Below are 4,347 nucleotides of genomic sequence, written 5' to 3' on the forward strand. Positions count from 1 at the left end.
TTGTTAAATTGTTTATATCTGAAATAATTCATACAGAAGACTCCTTTTTGTTAAAATTATACTATAAATTCAACTTTGCAACAGAACCGATAGTTTGGATGAGTCATTAACAGGATCTAATTGCTCTAATGGTTTGGGTCTTAGCTCAAATGTTTGCCATTCTATAGATATATCAGCACCTGTTTCTTTTATTGCTTTTTCAAGTTAATCCTTACCTATAAAACAAAAAGGACAAACATAATCAAAATAAACATTTACTTTTATAGTGACAAAATAATTTCTCCTTCCAATAATGTTTATTAAGACGGTTAATACAGTTTCATCAAATGTAAGTAAACAACACGCTCGTACTTGTAATAGTTACAGTTACAAACAAGGGGAGACGGATATATTTATCCGTTGTTTACTAGAATTTTATTTACTATATTTTCTAATGTTACACCTTTTAATACTGTCTCCATAGCATCCTGTGCGTTTTCCAAAATAACTTCCAATAGAGTTTGTATGTTTGCACCAACTGTACAGTCGATATTGGTATCTTCATGTATTTGGAATAAACGGCCTTGTTCAACAACTTCTACAGCTTTATAAACATCAAATAATGTAATCTCGTCTAATGATTTTAAAAGTTTAACTCCTGAATTGCCATGTGAAGTTTCAATAAAACCAACTTTTTTAAGTTTCCCCATTAATCTTCGAATAACAACAGGATTAGTATTCACACTTTCTGCAATTTGATTCGATGTTAAAGCATAATTTTTTTCGATTTTTATTAAAGCCAATATATGAACAGCGACCGTAAAACGACTACTTATTTTCAAATCAACCACCTCGTTGTAACCATTTTAGTTACAACGAGGAATATTGTCAAATCTTTTTTATCTTATTTATAAAAATGAATATGATAGCTTTATAAAATCCCTTACTTTCATTATCATTCCGCTATATCATATTTAAAAATTCCATTATGTTTATAATTATTCAACTGTACTTCAGATAGTCTACGTTCAAAAAAGGATTTAAGATTACCCTTCTCATCATATTTACTAGGTAGACTTATTGTTGGTTTAGATTGATTAATAGGATTGGATAGTTACTTCTTTAATGTATCTATATGTTTAAGATATACATGGGCATCATCTATACACCAATACAAATTTCCTAACTCATAACCACATTGGTCTGCTATTAACCTGTGTAAAACCGCATATTGAAATACATTAAATGGATGACCTAGAGCCATATCTGCCGAACGTTGTTTCACATGTAAATTTAAAGCACCGTAACTCACTTTCCAATTTGTAGCCCAAACACACGGTTCTAATGATATTTCATCTAAATCATCTACATCCCATAAACTTGTCATAATTCTACGTGATGCTGGATTTTGATTTAATTGGTGTAAAATGTACTCAACTTGATTTAATTTTTTACCTTCACCTAATAATGAAGTTTATGAACGTACAAGGTTCGAAGCAACTATAAAATCGATAAGACAAGATATTGCAAAATATGCTGATATTACTTCAGGTATAACAGTTGAAATGCACGAACCTAAACAAGTACTTAAACGTTGGAACATTGTATTACATGAATTATTAAATATTTAACATGTATAAAATACAATCATATAAAATTTTAGTTTTGCATTCCTATCTACTATGGTGTTATAATGCATTTAACAAGGAATCCAGCATGGATACACCAATCCCCTCACTACCGCAAATAGTGAGGGGATTTTTGTAGGTGTGGCTATTGTCGCCTATTTGTCTTTGCGATTACGCAGCCAATGCGTAAATAACGCAATAATACAACCACTGATGACTGTGGTCGTGATGTGAACAAGGATTTCCAACATGAATACCACCTCCTCCCTACGTCAAATTGACGCCTGAGAGATAGGCGACTCCATTATTATACCATCTGTATCTTTTGAAGCATATGTACTTCCGATAAGTCATTTTATGTTATATCTTTGCTTATTTTTATGGTATCAAGACAAGAAGAAACTCGTTTCACTCGTTTCAAAAACCCTCCTGATTTTTAGAGAAAAACTCTCTTATTTCATCGTCTTTAATAAAATAATATGCCATCTTTCCCTTTTTATAAAAATCAAGCACATCATTTTTATATAAAAGTCTTAAATGATGTGAAGTTGAAGCAACACTCATTTTCAATATCAAAGAAATATCACAAACACACAACTCATCTTCTTTAATCAAAGATAATATAATTTTCAATTTCTTCTCATCACAAATCTTTTCTAAAATGTTAAGTAATTTCTTAGATTTATCATCTTCTAAAAAACTTAAGGCATTGTTAACTTTATCCTCATGTACACAGATCACATCACAAGCATTTTTATAGCTCATATAAAATCACACCCTAAATTAAAATATAAATCCTAAAATTGTTTGAATAGTGTCATTTTCTATAATGATAAATAAACCTAAAGCTATATAAATAACAGCCATAATCCAACGACCAAATTTCTCAACAATTTCTCCAACTCCTGGAATATTAGCTAATTTTTGTGCAGTAAATACCAAGAAGAAAATTAAAATTAAAAAGACAAACAAAGTAATGAATAAATTAGTAACACTTAATGTCACAAAATAGGGAACAAATACACCAATATTATCAGCGCCACAACTTGCTATCGTAATAATTGCAATCGTACCAACTAGTTTAGACAATCCTTTTTCATTCAATTCTTTTTTAGCTCTCTCTTCTCCGTCACTATCACCATAAATAGCCACTTTAATTCCTAAATAAATCGGTATTAACCCTAATAATCCTAATATCCATTTTTCAGGAACATAATTTAAGACAAAGGCAAAGAATAAACTTATGACAATCAATGCCACAGATCCTACATATTGACCAATATAAATATCTCGATATTCTTTCCTAGTCTTTGCTCTAGCAAAGAACATTAATAAAATCACTAATAAGTCTAATGCTGTCACAATATAAAGAATAGCAGCAGTTACAATAGTCTGAATCATAATTACACCTCATTCAAAAATATTTTTGAATATATTATAACTTATTTTTTTAAATAATCATAGATGCTTTATTCCAATTGCTTTATTGACGTTGAGCCTCGGAACCCTTAACAATCCCAAAACTTGTCGAATGGTCGGCTTAATAGCTCACGCTATGCCGACATTCGTCTACAAGTTTAGTTAAGGGTTCTTCTCAACATCAATAAATTTTCTCGGCATAAATGCTGTGTTATAATTAAAATTCCTTTCTTGATCTATTTTTCACTGATAACACCTAAATATTAAAACAGTGCATATAAGAGCTACCAAAATTTTTAAGGGTAGCTCTTTATTTTTTTGTTCAAACATTTATTCAAAATCAGAATACCTTTATTTTTAATTTTAAGGGGTCATTTTAAAGAATTAAGGGTTATTTATATAGTTATATACCTAAAAACCTAAATCGGCTCTTAAAATGCAAATGAGAGCCAAATAAAAATAATTGCTTTTCACAAACAAAAATTTGAGCAAAACCAGTGTCGAATTTTTTAGACACTGCCCAGTTACATGCAAATTTAAAAATTGGCATAAAAACTGGGCAACCATGCCAGTTGAACGCTATAGTTCCTGCAGGGGCAAAAAAGCATAAAAAAACGCTAGCTTTGATAAGCTAACGTTACAAATTTTTTAAGAAATAATTTTGTTTTTCAAAATTCCAAATAGCCGTAATTGAATGGGCTTTTTGTTCTTCTTCAGTCGTTTTTTCTTCATCGCTCGTTTGAATTAAATTACCTTCTTCGGCATCGTCTAAATTTAAAAGTTTATGTTTTTGTTTAAGTAAACCACCGTAACTTAACATACGTTTTCTGTATAAACCTTGTTCTAAATCTTGAACAATTTCTGCGTCTTTTTCATGGTTTCCTGTTAAATAATCGGACGACTTAACCGAGTATTTTGATGTCTCTTTAATTGCAGCTTGTATATCTTTATCGCCTTTTTTATTCGGCTTAATTGCTTTGATATTTGCGACTGGTTTGTAATCAACTTGAAGAGCTTTTTGCCATAAATTGATCCACTCTTCTTGCGTTATATAATTCTCTTTTTTTCTGAAATAAGCATTTTCAACACACAATAGAACGTGCATATGTTGATTATAACTTCCGTCATTTTTGTTAACTGTAACTTCAGTTGAACGCATAAAACCGATTAAATTCTTTTTAACTTTTGCATACATTTTTAACTTGTTAAAAGCTTTCGACATATATTTTAAACGGTTCTGTTGCAAAGTTGAATTTATAGTATAATTTTAACAAAAAGGAGTCTTCTGTATGAACTATTTCAGATATAAACAATTTAACAA

Annotated in this window: 4 protein-coding genes and 3 pseudogenes; all 7 read right to left on the reverse strand. The window is 30.1% G+C overall.

What is annotated here, in order from left to right; all coding sequences use genetic code 11:
- Nucleotides 1–93: 93 nt before the first annotated feature.
- Nucleotides 94–291 (reverse strand): annotated as a pseudogene (locus tag CD126_RS12360) (DsbA family oxidoreductase); the annotation flags it as partial.
- Between the two features lie 101 nt (nt 292–392).
- On the reverse strand, nt 393–821 hold the full coding sequence (locus tag CD126_RS11375; RefSeq protein WP_070502625.1) for an Rrf2 family transcriptional regulator: 429 nt from the start codon (nt 819–821) through the stop codon (nt 393–395).
- A gap of 272 nt (nt 822–1,093) precedes the next feature.
- Nucleotides 1,094–1,426, reverse strand: a pseudogene (locus tag CD126_RS11380) (thymidylate synthase); the annotation flags it as partial.
- A gap of 336 nt (nt 1,427–1,762) precedes the next feature.
- Nucleotides 1,763–1,858 (reverse strand): type I toxin-antitoxin system Fst family toxin, encoded by a 96-nt coding sequence (locus tag CD126_RS12050; protein WP_011276848.1) that lies wholly within the window; start codon nt 1,856–1,858, stop codon nt 1,763–1,765.
- A gap of 166 nt (nt 1,859–2,024) precedes the next feature.
- Nucleotides 2,025–2,372, reverse strand: coding sequence for an ArsR/SmtB family transcription factor (locus CD126_RS11385; RefSeq protein ID WP_002467551.1), 348 nt, complete (start codon nt 2,370–2,372; stop codon nt 2,025–2,027).
- An 18-nt stretch (nt 2,373–2,390) separates the two neighbouring features.
- Nucleotides 2,391–3,008: a CadD family cadmium resistance transporter gene (locus CD126_RS11390; RefSeq protein WP_070502627.1), complete on the reverse strand. Its 618-nt coding sequence runs from the start codon at nt 3,006–3,008 to the stop codon at nt 2,391–2,393.
- A 655-nt stretch (nt 3,009–3,663) separates the two neighbouring features.
- A pseudogene (locus tag CD126_RS11395) lies at nt 3,664–4,266 on the reverse strand (protein rep); the annotation flags it as partial.
- Nucleotides 4,267–4,347: the final 81 nt, after the last annotated feature.

The organism is Staphylococcus pettenkoferi (assembly GCF_002902685.1).
Lineage (GTDB): Bacteria > Bacillota > Bacilli > Staphylococcales > Staphylococcaceae > Staphylococcus > Staphylococcus pettenkoferi.

What these genes read in the sequence shown, in the direction of transcription:
- CD126_RS12050 (WP_011276848.1), bottom strand. Translation starts at nt 1,858, where the DNA reads ATGTTGGAAATCCTTGTTCACATCACGACCACAGTCATCAGTGGTTGT.
- CD126_RS11390 (WP_070502627.1), bottom strand. Translation starts at nt 3,008, where the DNA reads ATGATTCAGACTATTGTAACTGCTGCTATTCTTTATATTGTGACAGCA.
- CD126_RS11385 (WP_002467551.1), bottom strand. Translation starts at nt 2,372, where the DNA reads ATGAGCTATAAAAATGCTTGTGATGTGATCTGTGTACATGAGGATAAA.